Source organism: Dictyoglomus sp. DH, from assembly GCF_055181375.1.
Genome location: NZ_CM143706.1, coordinates 1236047 through 1254436, shown reverse-complemented (window position 1 = coordinate 1254436; position 18390 = coordinate 1236047). Strand labels below are relative to the sequence as shown.

Here is an 18390-nt window from a genome sequence, read left to right as displayed (position 1 = left end):
TTTATAACAAGTTAATTTGAAAATTTTCGTCAATTTCGTGTTTTAGTTCTTTTGATAAAAGACTTATTAGAGCTGATTTAGGGGATTTTCCACTATACAATACTTCATAAACTTCTTCAGTAATAGGCATATAGATATTATATTTCTGGGAAAGATTATAAACTGATTTTACAGTATAAACTCCTTCTGCTACCATACCATGAAGTTCAGATAATGCCTCCTGTAAACTTTTCCCTTCTCCCACATATTTTCCTACCCTCCAATTTCTACTTAAAGTACTTGTAGCTGTAAGTACCAAATCTCCAAGTCCAGAAAGACCGAGTATAGTAAAAGGATTAGCTCCAAATAAAATAGCAAACCTATTAATTTCTGCCAAACCTCTTGTAATAAGACTTGCTTTTGCATTATATCCAAAATTTAAACCATCCGATATTCCAGCTGCTATTGCAATTACGTTCTTCAGAGCACCTCCTAATTCCACACCTACTATATCATCACTTCTATATACTCTCATAAAATCCATATTAAAAATATTTTGTAGAAATTCTGCAGTTACAATACTTGGAGAAGCAATCACCATAGCTAAGGGTTTTCTTTCCATCACCTCTTTTGCAAAACTTGGACCCGAAAAAATAGCAACTTGTCCCTGTTCAATATTAAGCTCTTCCATTATTATTTCAGAAGGCCTTTTAAGAGTTTCTATATCTATACCTTTTCCAGTGTTAACAAAATATGGAATATGGGTAAGATAATATCTATTTGATCTAATAAAATCTCTCAAGCCTTGAACAGGAATACTCAAAATTGCTATCAGAGTATCCTTTGTGGCTAATTCTATATCACTTGTAATCTTCAAATTGGGATTTAACTTATACCCTTGAAGATAAAAGATATTTTCTTTTTTTTCTTCTATAATTTTCGCCTTTTTGCTATCTCGTACCCAAAGAGTTACATCATAATTCTTTTCCGATAATATATCTGCTAATGTGGTTCCCCAACTTCCTCCACCAAAAACTGTAATTTTTATCTTTTTATTCTCCAATCTATTTTATGTTCCTCCCCTCTTATAAGCCTCCTAATATTAGGTATATGTCTATAAATAATAAAAAGACATACGATTACCACACAAATCATATATTCCATTACTGGTCTTTCTAAAGAATATAAAATAAAAGGATAAATAATAGCAGAGGTTATAGAAGCTATTGATTTGTATTTTGTTATACTCACAATTATTATGGCAATTATCAGAACAGTCAAAGAGGTTTTAGGGAAAAGATAAAAAAGAATACCAAAAGAAATCCCTACACTTCTTCCTCCTCTAAAATCAGCAAATATAGGAAAAGAATGTCCTATTACTGCAGAGATAACACATAATAAAATAGCTATATGATCATTTTTAAGGATAAATGTTGCAAGATATACAGCTAAAACTCCCTTACCCACATCCATTAAGGCTGTAATAATAGCAGGTCCCCATCCAAGCACTCTAAGAACATTAGTAGCACCTAAATTACCACTTCCATGTTTTCTTACGTCTATACCTTTCCAAAGTTTACCCACAATTAATGCACTAGGTATAGATCCTAATAGATAAGAAATCAACATTAATAAGATTTTTGTGATCATGGCTTTTACTCCCTCTTTCTTACTTCTATTTTTATAGGAGTACCTGTCCAAGAAAAGTAATTTCTAATATACTTTTCAAAATATTTTTGAACATTCTTATTCATGATTTCTGGTTCATTTACGAAGAAGACTATTCTTGGAGGAGAAGTTTCAACCTGTGTGGCGTAATAAATTTTCAAGCTTTTACCCTTTTTTGAGAAGGAAACTCTACTTAAAGCTTCTTGAATTGCCGTATTAATTTGAGATGTAGGAATTCTCATATGACTTAGTCCATACAATTTGTCTACCCAAGGAATAATCTTTTTTACATTATATCCAGTAAGGGCAGATGTAAATATAAAGGGAAAATAATCGAAAGGAGAAAGTAAACTTGGAACTATTTTTTCAAACTCTCTTCTTACTTTCAAAGAGGGAAATAAATCTGTTTTATTAAAAACAATTAAACATGATTTTCCCTTATCTTCAATATAATGCAAAATTCTTTTCTCTTGATCTCTAATTCCTATCGAAAGGTCAACAACCATTATAGCTACATCCAATCTTTTTATAGTATTTAATGCTTTCCTTACTGATAATTCTTCGAGCTCTTCTTCAATTCTTGAGGGCCTTCTTAATCCTGGAGTATCAAGAATCATGTATTTCTTTCCATTAAATTCCCATATTATATCCACTGTATCTCTGGTAGTTCCAGGAATTTCACTAACAATATTTCTATATTTACCTATCAAGGTATTTACTAAGGAAGATTTACCGCTATTTGGTCTACCTACAAAAGCAAATTTTATTAACTGTTCTTCTTTTCCTACTTCTACATTTGGAATAAGGGATAATATTTTCTCAATAAGCTCGGTAAGATTTTGTTTATGAATAGCAGAGATAGGGAAAGGTTCACCTAAACCCAACACAGTAAAAGGAGAAAGATAAATTTCAGAATCAATTCTTCCTTCCATTTTATTTACTACTAAAATTATCTTTTTTCCAGATTTCCTAAGAATCTCAGCAAATTCAAAATCAAGAGAAGTAAGCTCTGACCTTCCATCTACCACAAATAGTATAAGATCACTTATTTCAATCACTTCATATATTTTTTCTTTAACAAGTTCACTTAAATCATCATTTAATCCATATCCTGCTGAATCTATAAGATAAAAAAACTTACCTTCATATTTGCAAAGGTGCACTAAAGGATCCCTAGTAACTCCAGGCTCATCAGCAACTATAGCTTTTTCCTCTCCTGCAATTCTATTAAAGAGCACAGATTTTCCTACATTAGGCCTTCCTACAATACTTACTACAGGGATTCCTACTTCTATACCAAATGTATCTCTAAGGGATGATGGGTTTCTAATAATTTTAAAACCTCCTCTACAAAAGCATCTGGTGTAGATGTGCCTGTTATAATACCAATTCTTTGTTTATTATCAAACCATTCCATATCAATTTCTTCTAAGTTTTCTATATGATAAGTAGGCACACTTTTAACTAAAATATTATACAATCTTCTCGTATTAGCACTATTTCTTCCTCCAAGAACTAACACTAATTCTACCATTTCTGATAATATCTTTGCCTTTTCCTGCCTTTTCTCAACTTCAGGACATATGGTATTGAAAATCCTAATTTCCTTCCCTTTAGTTAGTATTAACTTTATAATCTCTTCCACCTCTTCCCAACTTTGAGTCGTCTGAATAACTATACCTATTTTAGGAAATGACTCTACCATTATAGCATCATTAATATTTTCAATTACTATGCCTTTTTCTTCAGCATAACTCATTATACCAATCACTTCTGGATGTTTTTTCTCACCAACAATTAATACTTTATAACCATTTTTTTTTAAAAATTCAGCTAATTTTTGTACCTTCTTAACCAAGGGACACGTTGCGTCATAAATTTCATTACCATACTCTTTATATTTTTCTACCTCCTTATAGGGCAAACCATGAGCTCTTACAATAAGCTTTTTTCCCTCTGGAATTGACTTATTATTCCAAATTTTTATTCCTTTTCTTTCTAAATCTTCTATCACTTTTGGATTATGCACTAATGCACCTAATGTATATACTTCACCTTTTGTTTGTAAAATCTTTTCCGCTAAACTAATAGATTTCTTAACACCTGAACACCATCCATAAGGTGTTACCAAATATACCTTCATTTTAAAAGCTCCGTAATACTTTCTTTAATCTTATCATTAAGATCTTTTATCTCTTCTTTAGTAGGTTTATTACTTTTTATAACAAAAATTGGTCCTCCTATTTTTATAGTAATATTTCCTCCTAATTGAGGAATTACTTTTCTTTTTCTCCAGATCTTTTCAGTACCCTTAATTCCAATCGGAAGTATTGGAAGACCATGAGTAATTGCAAGAGTAGAAGCTCCATCCTTTATCTCAAGAAGTCCTTTCTCAGGATGTTCATTTCTTGTTCCCTCAGGAAAAATTACAATTATTTCATTTCCTTTTATAAGTCTTTTAATCTTTTTCCATGTTTCAAACCTAAAATCTCGTCTATCTACATCTATAGCTCCAAGCCATCTTAGAAAAGGGTTGAAAATCTTTGATTTGAAAAGCTCTTTTTTAGCAAGATAAAAAAGTCTCTTATCAAAGGCAGCACCTATAACAATAGGATCCAATAAACTGACATGGTTAGCAACCACAATGAAAGAACCTTTAGGAATCTTTTCTTTTCCTTCAACTTTATAGCCCCATAAAATTTTTAATAGAAATCTTACAATATAAATAATTATTTTATAGAAAAAATAGGAAATTTCCTTCTTAATCCTTTTCATTTTCTATCCTTGCTTCCATTAAAATTTGATTTATTATTTCCATCACTTTATTCGTAAATTCTTCCTCTTTCTTTCTATCATGTTCACCCTCATAAACTAATGGTTCTGAGTATATTACTTTTATTTTGCCAGATAAATGAGGAAATTTTTTCTCAGGAGGCCATATATTATCAGCTCCAATTATAGCTGTAGGAATAACAGGAGCCTTAGTCTTCGCTGCAAAATAACCAATTCCTCTTTTGATTTTAACATCTCCATTATCTCTTCTTAAACGCGTGCCTTCTGGAAATATTAATAATACTTCACCTTCTCTTATAGCTTCTAAACCATCCTTTACAGCAGACAAATCAATATTTTCTCTTTTAACTGGAATTCCTCCCAAATATCTAGCAAATCTACCAAATATGGGATATTCGAATCGTTCTATTTTACCCAAAGCCTTAATAGGTCTTGGCAGGGTCGTAGCTATAACCAAAACATCGAGACTACTCCTATGATTAGGAGCAATAATGACAGGCCCTTCTAATGGTATATTTTCAATACCATACACTTTCAAATTATAAAACCATTTTAGTAATCTTCTAAGAACAACTGCAATACTTTTATAAACAAATATTTGAAACTTTTCCCTATATCTCCTCTTTTTCATAGGGTACTCCATCTGCCGAAGGAGGAGTAGATTTTCCTACAGCTCCTGCTAAAACTAACATAGTAAGAACATAAGGTATCATTTGTATAAATTGCGTTGGAATACCTACACCTTCTAGTCTCATTCTTAGAGCTTCAGCCAGACCGAAAAGTAAACATGCACCTAAGGAACCTATAGGATTCCAATTACCAAATATCATAGCAGCAAGAGCTATAAAACCCCTTCCCCCGGTCATATTCTCGACAAAAACCCTCGCATGTTCTAAGGAAAGAAAGGCACCTCCTATACCCCCTAAAATTCCACTTATAAGCACACCTATATATCTGTATTTATAAACATTTACTCCCAATGTATCTGCTGCCTGTGGGTTTTCACCTACTGCCCTTATTCTTAAACCAAAGACTGTTCTATACAGTATATATTGGGACAAAAAGACAAGAACAATCATAAGGATGATTAGTGGAGAAAGATCTCTAAAAATTAACCCTATACCAGGGATTTTAGAAATAACTGGAATATCTATATGTACAAAACCCTCAATGTGGGGAGAAGATCCTGCAGCTTTAAATATCAGCCTTGACAAAAAAGTGGTACCTCCAACAGCTAACATGTTTAATGCTGTACCACTTACTATCTGATTTACTCTAAACTTAATCGATACCACTGCATGAATAAATGCAACAATTGAACCAGCAATTATAGAGAATAATAATCCAATTAAAGGATTTTTAAAAAAATATGTTCCAACTGCAGCAAAAAATGCTCCAAATAACATAATACCTTCTAAAGCTATATTCACTACTCCACTTCTTTCCGAAAAAACTCCCCCTAAGGATGCATAAGCAAGTGGAGTTGCCATTCTTATAGCAGAAGTTATGGTTTCCCAGGCAAAAATTGTTTCAAGCATATATAACTTTCCTCCTTTTTTTCAGAAAGCGAATGAGTACTTCATTACTTACCACAATAGTTAATATTATGACTGCTTGTAGGACTGAAATTATTTCTCTTGGTATATGAGTAAAAACATCCATACCAATAGCCATTCTATTTAATGCACCAAAAAGAAGTGCAGAAAATATTATGCCTACAGGGTGATTTTTCCCAAGTAGAGCAACTGCTATTCCAGTAAAACCAAGTCCGTGAGAAAAATTATCAAGATATCTGTATCTATATCCTAAAACATCGTTTATACTAGCAAGTCCAGCTATAGCACCACTTATTAACATAGTTACCAATATGACATTTTTAACATTTATACCTGCATTCTCTGATGCATGTATATTAAGCCCCAAAGCTCTTATCTCATAGCCTAATTTAGTTTTCCATAATAAATAGTAAGTAACTATAACCATTAATGTAGCAATTACCAATGCATAATTTACAGGGTTACTTTCTGGTATATTAATACCTATCTTTTGAAAAATTGAATACAGCTTAGGTAGAACTGCTGAAGGAGGCAATTTATCAGTTTGGGGTAATGGATATAAAACTCCTTTTTCTCTAAAAGTATTAACAACTAAATAATTAGTAAGAGCATAACCTATCCAATTCATCATTATGGTATTAATAACTTCATGGACCCCTAATCTTGCCTTTAATATGGCAGGAACAAATGCCCAAATAGCCCCACCTAAAGCAGAAAAAACAAGAGTAATGGGTAAGTGTAGAAAGGGTGGAAATAACGGAGCTATATAAAGACCTGCCAAAGCAGATACTAATCCTCCTACAAGAATTTGCCCTTCTGCACCAATATTAAAAAGACCTCCTTTAAAACCAATAGCTACTGCTAATCCAGCTAATATAAAAGAGGTGGTATTAAATAATACATAACCCCATCCATTTGGATTTCCAAGAGCAAAATTTATCACTTCTCTATATGTTTCCCATGGATTATGTCCAAGTAAATAAATAATAATCCCGCCAAAAAATAATGCTATAAATATTGATATTAAAGGACTTATTATACTAAGAATTAAGTTTTCTATAAATTCCCGATTTTTCAAATTAATGCCTCCTTTAATTCAGTCTGCCTCTTAACTCCAGTCATGTAATAACCTAATTCTTTTTCATCAACTTCTGATTGACTAAAAGATCCTACTATTTCCCCATTATACATTACCAAAATTCTATCACTTAAATTTAAAATTTCATCTAAATCCGCAGAAACAAGAAGCACAGCTTTTCCTTGATTTCTTAGATCTACTAAAAGTTGATGAACAAATTCTGTAGCTCCTATGTCTAAACCACGAGTTGGTTGAGCTGCGATTAAAAGATCAGGTAAAAAGCTTAATTCCCTTCCTAAAACTATTTTTTGTTGATTACCACCTGATAAATTCCTAATAGGTATTTTTATGTTAGGAGTTTTTACTTGATATTTCTCTACAATTTCATTGGCATGTTTATACACTTCTGAATAATCTATAAATATTCCCTTTGAAAATTTATTAAAATAGTGAAGACCTAAAATACAATTCTCCGCTACAGAGAAATCTAAGATTAATCCTCTTTTATGCCTATCCTCTGGTATATGACCAAAAAGAAGACGTCTTTGTCTAATCTTTTCCAAAGTTATGTCCTTGTTTTTAAAAAATATTTTTCCTCTTTTTAAAGGTAAAAGCCCTACTATAGCTTCTACAAGCTCAGATTGTCCATTTCCCTCAACTCCTGCTATACCCAAAATTTCTCCCTCTCTTATATTAAAAGATACACCTTTAACTACATCTAATCCCTTTCTTCCCCTTACCCATATATCCTCAACTCTAAATATTTCGCCTCCTCTTTCTCTCTTAATTTTATCAACTTTTAGAAAAACCTCTCTTCCTACCATCATTTGAGCGAGTTCAAACTTATTTGTTTCTTTAGTATTTACTGTATTTACTAATTTTCCTCTTCTCATTACACTTACTCTATCAGATATCTCAAGAACTTCATTCAACTTATGAGAAATAAATATTATGGTTTTCCCTTGAGAAGAAAGCTTTCTAAGAATAGTGAAAAGCTCTTCTACTTCTTGGGGAGCTAACACAGCTGTAGGTTCATCTAAAATTAATATTTCAGCCTTTCTGTATAAAAGTTTCAAAATTTCTACCCTTTGGGCCTCACCAACAGAAAGGTTTTCGACCTTTTCATACAAATCTATTTTAAAACCAAGAGAATTAATAATATCATTTAGAGTCTCTTCAGCTTTTTTTAAATTTAAAGATATACCGTTTTTTACTTCTGCCCCTAAAATAATATTTTCAATAACTGTAAAAGGAGGTATCAGCATAAAATGCTGATGCACCATACCTATACCATAATTTATAGCAATTTTAGGAGAATTTATATTAACCTTTTTCCCATTTATATAAATCTCACCCTTATCTGGTCTATAAAGACCATATATTATCTTCATTAAAGTAGATTTTCCAGCACCGTTTTCCCCAACAATTGCATGAATTTTTCCTTTATAAATAGTTAAGAATACATTATCGTTCGCAATAACCCCTGGAAAAACCTTGGTTATTCCTTCTAATCTTATCATCTCTTCCACTTATTTTCTTACCTCCCTATATAAACCCCCTCCCATAATGGGAGGGGGTAGGAAATTATATTTCTACTTTAGATATTTTGCTTTAAATTCTCCGAAAGTCTTATCATCGTACGGAACTACGATTTTTCCTGATATTATATCTTTTTTAACTTGTTCAACTTTTGATATTACACCTAATGGAAGAAGCTTTGTTTTTTCATAATCAACCCCACCATTTGCTGCACCAAAAACTCTAATTCCAGGTCTAAATTTTCCTTCCTTTACATCTTTTATAGTTTCATATACTGCTACATCTACCCTCTTTAACATGCTTGTAATAATTCTATCTGGCATGATCCAAGATTGAGGAGAATCTACTCCAATAGCATATTTCTTAGTTTCTTTTGCTGCCTCAAATACTCCCTCTCCAGATGCACCAGAAGCATGATAAATTATATCAGCTCCTTGTTTATATTGAGCTAAGGCTAATTCTTTACCCTTAACTGGATCTTTAAATGCATCTCCTGTTACACCAATATAATTTATCAATACCTTCACTTTTGGATTAACATATAATGCTCCAGCTTTATACCCAACTTCAAACTTGTGTATTAAGGGAATATCCATTCCACCTACAAATCCAATAACGTTACTCTTAGTCATTAAACCTGCGATAACCCCTACTAAAAAGGATCCTTCATGCTCATTAAATACTAAAGAGGAAACATTAGGTAATCCCTCTATAACTCCATCTACAATGGCGAACTTTACTTTTGGAAAATCTTTAGCTACTGCTGTAATAGCATCAGTGAAAAGAAAACCTACACCAATAACTAAGTCATAGTTTTGTTCAGCAAGGGTCCTTAATAGCTCTTCCCTATTCGCCCCTCCAGGACCAGGTTCTAAATCCTTTCCTTCCACTTTAAGTACCCTAATCGCTCTTTGCAATCCATTATATGCAGCATCATTAAAAGATTTATCTCCTCTACCACCTACATCATATACTATACCCACTCTAATAGTTTTTGCAGAAAATCCTATAGAAAAAAGTAAGATAAGAGAAAGAACTAAAAAGGCAATTAAAAATTTACGCATAATAATTTAAACCTCCTCCATTGAGAAAATTTTCTAAAACAAACAACCCCTTTAAAATCTTTGTCTTATGAGATGTCATCACCTCCCCTTAGTACTCTTCTTGGTTTCCCCTCTCCTTGTGATGCTACATAACCCTTTTCTTCTAATATATCTAATATTCTTGCTGCCCTATTATAACCTATACTAAATTTTCTTTGAATATAAGATGTAGAAATTACTTTTTTTCCCTTCAAAAGTTCTATAACTTTTGGTAGAAGTGGATCTCCAAATTCCTCAATCTCTTTTCCTTCTGTCTCTTCTTTCTCTTCAAAGGTAATAATATCATAATTTAAATTTCCAAAATTTTCTACAATATATGATACCACATTTTTGATATCTTTGTCTTCCACATAAGGTGCTTGGAGCCTTATAGGATGACCGCTTGTTATTGGATGAAATAGCATGTCCCCTCTTCCTATAAGTTTTTCAGCACCTGCATCATCTAATATTATTCTTGAATCTATTTGTGATGATACCGCAAAAGCAATACGAGAAGGAATGTTAGCCTTTATAAGGCCTGTTATTACATCTGTAGAGGGTCTCTGAGTAGCAACCACTAAATGCATACCAGCAGCTCTTGCTTTTTGAGCTATTCTACATATTAAATCCTCTATTTCCTTTGGAGCTGCCATCATAAGATCATTTAATTCATCTATAATAACTACTATATAGGGTAAATTTTCTTCTATTTGAGAAAGATTTTTATATTCATCTATGTTTCTTACTTCCAATTTTTCAAATATCTCGTATCTCCTTTCCATCTCTGAGACTGCCCATCTTAACGCATAAACAGCTTTTTTAGGCTCAACCACAACTTTATGTCTCATATATTTACCTAATAGTTTATTATACGTTGATAATTCTACTCTTTTTGGATCTATAAGAATGAGATTTAAATTTTCAGGGGGATTTTTGTATAAGAGACTTAAAATTAAAGAATTAATAAACATACTCTTACCAGAACCTGTAGTACCAGCAATCAAAAGATGAAGCATTTCTGCAAGGTTACCAACTTTTATATTTCCAATCAAATCCTTTCCAAGAGCTATAGTTAATGGATGAACAGATTTTTTAAAAACATCACTCTCTAAGATTTCCCTCAAATATACTTTAACTGGCTTGCTTCTTGGAATTTCAATTCCTATAACTGATTCACCGGGAACTGGAGCCTCAAATCTTACACTTGGTACTGCAAGAGCTAAAGCTAAATCATTAGAAAGACTCAAAATTCTACTTACTCTGACTCCAGGAAGTATAGATATATTATATCTCACAACAGAAGGTCCAATATTCCAGTCTTTAACCTTAGCTTCTATTTTAAAGCTTTTAAGGGTTTCCTCCAAATTGCGAGCCATTTTCTCGTAGTTTTCATCATCATTTTTTTGAGTAGAATAGGAAAGAATGTTTAGAGGGATAGAAAATTCTTTAGTAACAGGTTTTTGAGAAGTATTTATAAATTTGGCTTGCTCTCTATTTTGTATCCTATCAATCTTTCCTTCTTTTTTTCTTTTTACTACCTTTTCTTCCTTTGAAACAGTCTTTTTTTTATTAAAAATTTCAAAGGATGGATAAAAGAGAAATCCTAAAAAGGTAAAAAACAAAGTTAATAGTATGTATCCACCTATTCCCACATATTGATATATGCTAAAAGATAATTTTCCAATAAATTTACCATGATCTTGAAGATTAAAAATATTTATCAAGATCGAAATTAAAAACAATAAAGATAAAAAATAAAACAATAAAGCCTTTAAAATATTTGGTTGATAGTCCTTTTTAATGAGCAGAAATGAAATACTTATTAGATAGAGAAATAAAGGAATTAGGTATATACCAAAAACCCAACTTAAAAAGTCTATTATAGTTTTCCCTAAACGCCCACTTGCATCTGGGAATAACCAAGCCATAAAGATAAATATAACAATAGAGAAGATAATTATTCCTATAAGCCTATGTTTCTCCATAACTATATTTCCCATACTAAAGGAATTATTACAGGCTTTCTTCTTATTTCTTCATTAAAAAAGTTTTCCAGATAGGTCTTTACTAATACTTCCTTACTTACATTACCATTTTTAATTTTCTTTTTAAATAATTCTCTAACGACCTCTTTAGCTTCTTCTATTAATTCTTCAGATTCCTTCATAAATATGAAACCCTTAGATATTATCTCAGGTCCTTCAAGAATTAACCCAGTAGCACTATCTAATAAAACACCTATTACTAATACTCCATCTTCTGCTAATGCTCTTCTTTCTCTAAGAACAATATTTCCAACATCTCCCACACTTAACCCATCCACATAAACATTAGAAAGTTCTATATGATCAACTATTTTAGCTGTTTGTTGATCTAATTCTAAAACATCACCATCTTCCATCAGAATTATTCTATCTTCAGAGAAACCTAAATCTTTACCTAACTTTTTAAGTAATACTAAATGCCTATACTCTCCATGATAGGGTATAAGATATTTAGGTTTTAGAATATTTATTAAAAGCTTTATCTCTTCCTGAGCAGCATGACCTGATACATGTACTCCTGCATCCTTTCCATATATTACCTCAATCCCTTTTCTAAAAAGCTGATCTACCAATCTATACACAATTACTTCGTTTCCTGGTATAGGCTTTGTAGCAAGAATAACAGTATCTCCAGGTTGCAAAGAAAGTTGTTTATAGGAATGATTAGTAAGAAGTGATAATGCAGAATAAGTTTCTCCTTGACTTCCAGTGGAAAGTACCAACACCTTTTCAGGAGGAAGATTATTTACCTCTCTAATATTCATAATAAGACTATCTGGTATATCTAAGTATCCTAATTTCTTCCCTACTTCTATATTGTTTATTAAGCTTTTACCAGCAATAGCTACTTTTCTACCAAATTTATGAGCCATATTTATAGCTTGTTGTATTCTATGAAAGTTAGAAGCAAAAGTAACAAGAAAAATCCTACTTTTCGTAGATGCAAATATATTTTCAAAAGTGCTTTTAACAAGACTTTCAGAAGGAGTTGTACCCGGTTGTTCAATATTTGTAGTATCACAAAAAAGGGCAAGAACACCTCTTCCGGCAAGTTCAGCCATCTTTTTAAAATCAGGAGTTATACCATCTATGGGATTCTGATCAAATTTAAAATCTCCACTTATAACTACTAATCCTACTGGTGTATTAATAGCAAGTCCAACAGTATCTGGTATACTATGGGTTTGCCTGAAAGTTTCAATTATAAAGGGTGATATTTCTATAGACTCTCCAGGTACAATCCTCTTCAGGGTTGCCTTATACCCAAATTCTTCCAGTTTTCTCTCTATAAGTCCCAGGGTCAAAGAAGTTCCGTAAATAGGCACATTTATATCTTTTAAAATATATGGTAAAGCTCCTACGTGATCTTCATGTCCATGAGTTACAAAAATAGCTTTAACTTTCTCTTTATTAGAGACCAAATACGAGATATCTGGTATTATGAAATCAATACCTAACATGTCACCATCAGGAAACATTAACCCTGCATCTACAACCAAAATACTATCCTGGTATTGGATAGCCAACATATTTTTCCCAATTTCTCCAAATCCTCCAAGAGGTATAATCTTCAAATTATCCTTCATTTACTTCAAATCCATACTCTTTCAATACTCTTATAAGCTCAGCTCTACTTTTCGCATCTATAGGGTTTAGTGGAAGTCTACATTTACCTACATTATACCCTAATAAATTTAATGCCTCTTTCAAAGGTATAGGATTGGTGGTTACAAAAAGAACTCTAAATATAGGTAAAAGTTTCAGATGTAATTCAGATGCTCTATTTACATCACCTTTAAAATAGCTATTTATCATTTCTTTTATTTCTTTTCCTATAATATGGGATGCTACACTTATCACCCCATCTCCCCCCACACTTAAAAGAGGTAAAGTCATAGAGTCATCTCCACTATATAGTAAGAAGGGGTGTGGTAGAATTCTTCTTATAGTAGAAATTTGATTCATATCACCGCTTGCTTCCTTAACACCCACAATATTAGAGTAATCATTGGCTAATCTTTTTAATGTTTCAGGAAGAACATTAACTGCTGTTCTGGATGGGATATTATAAACAATGATTGGTAGTGAGGTTTCAGATGCTATTTTTGCAAAATGTAAATACAATCCATCTTGAGGTGGTCTATTATAATATGGTGCAGTAGCTAAAATACCATCTACCCCAATTTTTTCTGCTTCCTTTGTAAGTTCTATCGATTCTTTTGTACAATAAGTAGTTGTTCCTGCAATTACTTTAGCTTTGTTTCCTACTCTTTCTTTTATTCGTGCAAAAAGTTCTAATTTTTCCTTCTTAGACAATGTTGGAGCTTCGCCTGTAGTACCAGATACAAGAATGCTATCACTGCCATCCTCTAAAAGCTTATCTACTATTCTATCTACTTCTTTCCAGTTTATTTCATCATCGTTACCGAAAGGTGTTATCATAGCAGTAATCAATGAACCAAAATGAATCATAAGCTTTACCTCCCCTCTATTCTAAAAAGCTTTCTAATCCATAAAAGAAACCATCTCTTTTTACAATCTCTCTTAAAGCCATAAGGACACCAGGAATATAACACTCTCTACTCAAAGCATCATGCCTGATAGAAAGGGTTTGACCTATACCTCCAAATATAATTTCCTGATGAGCTACAAGTCCAGGAAGTCTTATACTATGAATATTTATACTTTCTACTTTCCCCCCTCTCGATCCAGGGAGTTTTTCAATCTTTGTAGCATCTTTATGAGTTAGATTATATTTTTTCATCTCTTGAGAAAGAAGTTCGGCAGTTAATAAAGCTGTTCCTGAAGGAGCATCTATCTTCTCATTATGATGCAATTCTATAATTTCTACATCAGGAAAATACTTTACTATTTGTTTTGCAATCTGCATCATAAGAACTGCACCGAGAGCAAAATTAGGTGCAATCAATATCGAAGTCTTATTTTCTATAGCTAAATTCTTTATCTCTTCTATACTTTCTTTAGGAAGTCCTGTTGTTCCCACAACCATTCTTTTACCTTTCAACAAAACCTTCTTTATGTTATCATAAGCTGCTTCTGCTGTTGTGAAATCTACTCCTACATCAAAATCATCCTTTACTTCATCAATTGATCCTAACACATCTAAAGAAATTTTATCAGTACCTATAATTTTTCCATAGTTTTCCCCAGTAAATTTAGGATCTATTGCACCTACAAGTAACATATCATCTGCATCAACTATTGCCTTTCCAATAACTTTTCCCATCTTACCACAAGCGCCAAATAGAACCACTTTTATCATAATACTCTCTCCCCTTTTAAAAAATTTTTTATTTGAGAATCTAAAGTACCTATTACTGCTAAAGAGAAAGGCTTGTTAAAGATATCCATTATAGTATCATTAACATCATCTATTTTTATCTTTCTTATCTTTTTAATCTTTTCAATCCAAGGAAAAACTCCTCCATATACTAGATAAGAGTCTATTAAATAAAAAAGTCTCTGCGTTGGACTTTCGATAGCCATAAGTATATTATTTATGATTTGTTTCTTTGCAAGATCTAATTCCTCTCTCTTTATTCCATATTTTAAAAGTTTTTTCCTTTCTTCTGATAGAGTTTTAAAGGTTTCTAAAAATGAATTAGGAGAAGTAGCCGTATATATACCGAAAAGAGATGCATCCCTAAAGGTAATAAGTTGGGTCTCAATATTATAAACTAAACCGCGTTTATCTCTTAATTCTCTAAATAATCTTGAACTTATTCCACCCCCTAATGATACAGAAAGGAGAGACAAAGCTTCTCTTTTTTCATGACCAGGTGGGTATCCTTCAGTTCCCCATATCAATTGAATTTGCTCAAAATTTCTTCTTAGAAAAATATTTTTAGGTTTAAAAACAGGTGGTTTAGAAGAGATTTTTTTATTTACATTGTTGATATTTGACTCATTAAAAATAAAAAAGTTTCTGAAAGTTTCTTCAACTTTCTTTGTAGGGATATTACCACTTATGCCAATAATGAACTTATTTGGTACATAATGTTTTTTATAAAAAGAGACAATAAGATCTTTATTATAACTTGACACTTTTTTTTCAGTCCCAAGAATTTCTTTTACCAGTGGATGACCATCCCAAGATGCCTTCAGAAAATTGTCAAAGACTAATTCTTCAGGTGAATCTCTATACATTTTTATCTCTTCTTTAACTACCATTTTTTCTAACTCTATTTCTTCCTCAGTAAAATCAGGTTTTAATATAATATCACTGAGAAGTTTAACTCCTCTTATAAAATGATATCCTAAAATCTTTAACGTGAAATAGGTAGTTTCCCTTGTGGTGAAGGCGTCCAACTCTCCGCCTAAGCGATCTATTTCTTCGTGAATGTCATCAATTTTCCGGGCAGAATTGTTCTTGAAAAGTAAATGCTCTACGAAATGAGCTAAGCCATGCTCTTTTTTATCTTCATCACGGGTTCCTACCTTTACTGCTACTACAACATTTACGGTTTTTCTGCCTGGATTAAAATCATGAATTATCTTTAGACCATTTTCAAACTCTATTTCAGTAACTTGCATCCTTTTAACATGAGTTATAGATCTTTTCTGCTCAGACTGATTCTACCCATTGGATCAATAGAATCAACCTTAATCAATATCTCATCTCCTAAATTAATCTCTTCTCTTACCTCACTTTTACCGCTTTTTGTGGTTTTAAACTTTGATATATGAAGAAGTCCTATTTTTCCAGGTAATATTTCTACAAATACTCCATAATCTGTAACTCTTACAACTTTGCCTAAGAACACATCTCCTTCTTTTATCTCTCTAGTATAATTTTGTACCATTTTAGCTGCTTTTTCTGCTGATTCCTGATTGGGAGCTGAAATGTAGACTAATCCTTCAGGTTTTATATTTATAGTAGTATTTGTCTCTTCTATGATCTTCTTTATATTCTTACCACTCGGCCCAATAAGATCTCCAATTTTATTAGGATTGATCTCTAATACCATGATACGAGGAGCATAAGGTGATATTTGAGGTCTTGGTTCAGGAATAGTTTTTTCCATTATTTCAATAATTTTGGTTCTTGCTTCTTTAGCTTGCCTCAAGGTTTTCTCGATAATATCAAAAGTAAGACCATCTACCTTTATATCAAGTTGTACTGCTGTTATACCATTACGTGTACCAGCTATTTTGAAATCCATACCACCTAAAGCATCCTCAAGACCTTGAATATCAGTCAATATTTCATACCTATCACCATCTTTTATTAATCCCATAGCCACACCAGCCACATGTGTTTTTATAGAAACTCCAGCATCCATTAAAGATAAACTACTACCACAAACACTAGCCATAGAAGTTGAACCATTAGAACTTAAGACTTCTGATACAACCCTAATAGTATATGGAAATTCTTCCTCCTTGGGTATAAGTGGGAGTAAAGCTCTCTCAGCAAGAGCACCATGCCCAATTTCTCTTCTCTTTGGCCCTCTTAAGGGTTTTGCCTCTCCTACTGAGAAGGGTGGAAAATTATAATGATGAATATATCTTTTAGGCTCATTCTCTATTACACTTTCAATTATTTGTTCTTCTCCTGCACCTAAGGTTACTACAGAAAGAACTTGCGTTTCCCCTCTCTGGAACAAAGCTGAGCCATGGACTCTACTAAGTACTCCTACTTCACAACTTATTGGTCTTAACTCATCAAGTTCTCTTCCATCAACTCTTCTCTTTTTCTCCAATATAACTTTCTTTAATATTGCCTTTGCTTCTTCATTTATAATTTCATCTATTTGTACTTTTACTTCTCCATAGATAGGTTTCAAATAATCAAGAGCTTTTTTCTTTAAGTCCTCTAAGGATTTCTGTCTTTCCGATTTACTGGGTGTAAATATTGCCTCTTTGATTTTATCTAAGGTTACGAAATCAAGAACCGCTTGCTTTAGCCTTTCATCGATTACAAATGGATTATAAGAAAAGGGATTAGGATTTACTGTAGAGATAATTTCTTCTTGAAAGTTTATAGAATCTTGTAATGCTTCATGAGCTTTAATTATAGCTTCTAAGAAAATCTCTTCAGGTACTTCCTTGCCATCTCCTTCTATCATAAGAACAGCATCTTTAGTGCCAGCCACAACTAAATCTAAAAGCAAATCCTTTGATAAAGAAATAGATGGATTTATATACCAATTATTACCATCCCAACCAATTCTAACCGCTCCTACTGGACCCTTAAATGGAAGTCCTGAGAGCATTATTGCAGAAGATGCACCAATGATTGATGGTATATCTGTAGAATTTTCGTTATCATAAGAAAGTACAGTTACTATAACTTGTACTTCATTCCTAAAATCTTTAGCAAATAAGGGTCTTAAAGGACGATCTATCAAACGAGCAAAAAGAATTTCTGGCTCTGTAGGCTTACCTTCCCTCTTGAAAAAACCTCCTGGAATTTTCCCTGCAGCATATAATCTTTCTACATACTCCACTGTTAGTGGGAAGAAATCAACATCTTCTTTACTTTCTTCTGAAGCTACAACAGTAACTAAGATAGTGGTTTCTCCATATTGTACAAGAACTGCTCCTGTCGCTTGCCAAGCAACCTTACCAACTTCTATTTTTAAAGGTTTTCCTGCATATTCTTTAGTAAATGTATAAATTTGCCGCAT

16 protein-coding genes are annotated in these 18390 nt (G+C 32.4%); all 16 read right to left on the bottom strand.

Annotation, left to right across the window (positions count from 1 at the left end; all coding sequences use genetic code 11):
• Nucleotide 1: 1 nt before the first annotated feature.
• Nucleotides 2-1042, bottom strand: a complete 1041-nt coding sequence (locus ACY3JJ_RS06150) for an NAD(P)H-dependent glycerol-3-phosphate dehydrogenase (protein ID WP_463091252.1) — start codon at nucleotides 1040-1042, stop codon at nucleotides 2-4.
• Nucleotides 1024-1629, bottom strand: coding sequence for a glycerol-3-phosphate 1-O-acyltransferase PlsY (gene plsY, locus ACY3JJ_RS06145; RefSeq protein WP_463082068.1), 606 nt, complete (start codon nucleotides 1627-1629; stop codon nucleotides 1024-1026). The genes ACY3JJ_RS06150 and plsY overlap by 19 nt, the downstream gene beginning before the upstream one ends.
• Before the next feature lie 5 nt (nucleotides 1630-1634).
• Entirely contained in the window at nucleotides 1635-2915 is a 1281-nt protein-coding gene (gene der, locus ACY3JJ_RS06140) for a ribosome biogenesis GTPase Der (protein WP_463092590.1), read from the bottom strand.
• 23 nt (nucleotides 2916-2938) lie between these two features.
• Entirely contained in the window at nucleotides 2939-3790 is an 852-nt protein-coding gene (gene ispH, locus ACY3JJ_RS06135; RefSeq protein ID WP_463091251.1) for a 4-hydroxy-3-methylbut-2-enyl diphosphate reductase, read from the bottom strand.
• Complete coding sequence (locus tag ACY3JJ_RS06130) at nucleotides 3787-4422, bottom strand: lysophospholipid acyltransferase family protein (RefSeq protein WP_463091250.1); 636 nt, start codon at nucleotides 4420-4422, stop codon at nucleotides 3787-3789. Before ACY3JJ_RS06130 ends, ispH begins: the two co-directional genes overlap by 4 nt.
• Nucleotides 4409-5071 carry a lysophospholipid acyltransferase family protein gene (locus ACY3JJ_RS06125; RefSeq protein ID WP_463082071.1) on the bottom strand — a complete coding sequence of 221 codons (663 nt, stop codon included), beginning with the start codon at nucleotides 5069-5071 and terminating at the stop codon, nucleotides 4409-4411. Before ACY3JJ_RS06125 ends, ACY3JJ_RS06130 begins: the two co-directional genes overlap by 14 nt.
• Nucleotides 5052-5978 (bottom strand): ABC transporter permease, encoded by a 927-nt coding sequence (locus ACY3JJ_RS06120; RefSeq protein ID WP_463091249.1) that lies wholly within the window; start codon nucleotides 5976-5978, stop codon nucleotides 5052-5054. The genes ACY3JJ_RS06125 and ACY3JJ_RS06120 overlap by 20 nt, the downstream gene beginning before the upstream one ends.
• Complete coding sequence (locus ACY3JJ_RS06115; RefSeq protein ID WP_463091248.1) at nucleotides 5971-7074, bottom strand: ABC transporter permease; 1104 nt, start codon at nucleotides 7072-7074, stop codon at nucleotides 5971-5973. The genes ACY3JJ_RS06120 and ACY3JJ_RS06115 overlap by 8 nt, the downstream gene beginning before the upstream one ends.
• The gene (locus tag ACY3JJ_RS06110; protein ID WP_463091247.1) at nucleotides 7071-8603 is read right to left on the bottom strand and encodes an ABC transporter ATP-binding protein; all 1533 of its coding nucleotides are present in this window, start codon (nucleotides 8601-8603) and stop codon (nucleotides 7071-7073) included. Before ACY3JJ_RS06110 ends, ACY3JJ_RS06115 begins: the two co-directional genes overlap by 4 nt.
• Nucleotides 8604-8666: 63 nt before the next feature.
• On the bottom strand, nucleotides 8667-9677 hold the full coding sequence (locus ACY3JJ_RS06105; protein ID WP_463091246.1) for a BMP family lipoprotein: 1011 nt from the start codon (nucleotides 9675-9677) through the stop codon (nucleotides 8667-8669).
• A gap of 65 nt (nucleotides 9678-9742) precedes the next feature.
• Entirely contained in the window at nucleotides 9743-11680 is a 1938-nt protein-coding gene (locus tag ACY3JJ_RS06100; protein ID WP_463091245.1) for a DNA translocase FtsK, read from the bottom strand.
• A gap of 2 nt (nucleotides 11681-11682) precedes the next feature.
• Nucleotides 11683-13326, bottom strand: a complete 1644-nt coding sequence (locus ACY3JJ_RS06095; protein WP_463091244.1) for a ribonuclease J — start codon at nucleotides 13324-13326, stop codon at nucleotides 11683-11685.
• A complete protein-coding gene (gene dapA, locus ACY3JJ_RS06090) occupies nucleotides 13316-14212 on the bottom strand; it encodes a 4-hydroxy-tetrahydrodipicolinate synthase (RefSeq protein WP_463091243.1) in 897 nt (298 codons plus the stop codon). The genes ACY3JJ_RS06095 and dapA overlap by 11 nt, the downstream gene beginning before the upstream one ends.
• Nucleotides 14213-14228: 16 nt before the next feature.
• A complete protein-coding gene (gene dapB / locus ACY3JJ_RS06085; RefSeq protein WP_463091242.1) occupies nucleotides 14229-15023 on the bottom strand; it encodes a 4-hydroxy-tetrahydrodipicolinate reductase in 795 nt (264 codons plus the stop codon).
• Nucleotides 15020-16294 carry a M16 family metallopeptidase gene (locus tag ACY3JJ_RS06080; protein WP_463091241.1) on the bottom strand — a complete coding sequence of 425 codons (1275 nt, stop codon included), beginning with the start codon at nucleotides 16292-16294 and terminating at the stop codon, nucleotides 15020-15022. The genes dapB and ACY3JJ_RS06080 overlap by 4 nt, the downstream gene beginning before the upstream one ends.
• A gap of 14 nt (nucleotides 16295-16308) precedes the next feature.
• Nucleotides 16309-18390: a polyribonucleotide nucleotidyltransferase gene (locus tag ACY3JJ_RS06075; RefSeq protein WP_463091240.1), complete on the bottom strand. Its 2082-nt coding sequence runs from the start codon at nucleotides 18388-18390 to the stop codon at nucleotides 16309-16311.

Bases quoted from the DNA above. Each gene is read 5' to 3' on its own strand.
- ACY3JJ_RS06130 (WP_463091250.1), bottom strand. From the start codon at position 4,422: ATGAAAAGGATTAAGAAGGAAATTTCCTATTTTTTCTATAAAATAATT.
- ACY3JJ_RS06075 (WP_463091240.1), bottom strand. From the start codon at position 18,390: ATGCGGCAAATTTATACATTTACTAAAGAATATGCAGGAAAACCTTTA.
- ACY3JJ_RS06125 (WP_463082071.1), bottom strand. From the start codon at position 5,071: ATGAAAAAGAGGAGATATAGGGAAAAGTTTCAAATATTTGTTTATAAA.
- ACY3JJ_RS06105 (WP_463091246.1), bottom strand. From the start codon at position 9,677: ATGCGTAAATTTTTAATTGCCTTTTTAGTTCTTTCTCTTATCTTACTT.
- ACY3JJ_RS06080 (WP_463091241.1), bottom strand. From the start codon at position 16,294: ATGCAAGTTACTGAAATAGAGTTTGAAAATGGTCTAAAGATAATTCAT.
- dapA (WP_463091243.1), bottom strand. From the start codon at position 14,212: ATGATTCATTTTGGTTCATTGATTACTGCTATGATAACACCTTTCGGT.
- dapB (WP_463091242.1), bottom strand. From the start codon at position 15,023: ATGATAAAAGTGGTTCTATTTGGCGCTTGTGGTAAGATGGGAAAAGTT.
- ACY3JJ_RS06095 (WP_463091244.1), bottom strand. From the start codon at position 13,326: ATGAAGGATAATTTGAAGATTATACCTCTTGGAGGATTTGGAGAAATT.
- ACY3JJ_RS06120 (WP_463091249.1), bottom strand. From the start codon at position 5,978: ATGCTTGAAACAATTTTTGCCTGGGAAACCATAACTTCTGCTATAAGA.
- plsY (WP_463082068.1), bottom strand. From the start codon at position 1,629: ATGATCACAAAAATCTTATTAATGTTGATTTCTTATCTATTAGGATCT.
- ispH (WP_463091251.1), bottom strand. From the start codon at position 3,790: ATGAAGGTATATTTGGTAACACCTTATGGATGGTGTTCAGGTGTTAAG.
- ACY3JJ_RS06100 (WP_463091245.1), bottom strand. From the start codon at position 11,680: ATGGAGAAACATAGGCTTATAGGAATAATTATCTTCTCTATTGTTATA.